The following is a 250-nucleotide window of genomic DNA, read 5'->3' as shown; positions in this document are numbered from 1 at the left end:
TTTCCTATGGTGCTGTGCATTCTTTTTATCTTTCAGGGCTTGCTTCAATTCGCTAATTTGATATTCATTTAGTTCGACTTTCATACCTTATAGTATACAGCTATTTTTGTTTTTTGTTAAGTATAACGTGTTCTGAATCCGCCATCTGAAAATGGATCCTCATATTCTTTTACACTCAGCTTATCGAGAGCAATATCATTTTTCTCTTGTTCTCGAATGTACTTCGCTACGGTCTTTTCATTTAATCCGA

The 250-nt window shown here is 34.4% G+C and carries 1 pseudogene; it reads right to left on the bottom strand.

Going from position 1 to position 250, the window contains the following annotated elements:
• Positions 1 to 116: 116 nt before the first annotated feature.
• Positions 117 to 250, bottom strand: a pseudogene (locus E4T71_RS09545) (IS200/IS605 family transposase); the annotation flags it as partial.

This window comes from Streptococcus sp. WM07, assembly GCF_004570525.1.
Lineage (GTDB): Bacteria > Bacillota > Bacilli > Lactobacillales > Streptococcaceae > Streptococcus.
Note: the sequence above shows the minus strand (reverse complement) of the source record. Positions and strands in the feature narration are given on the sequence as shown.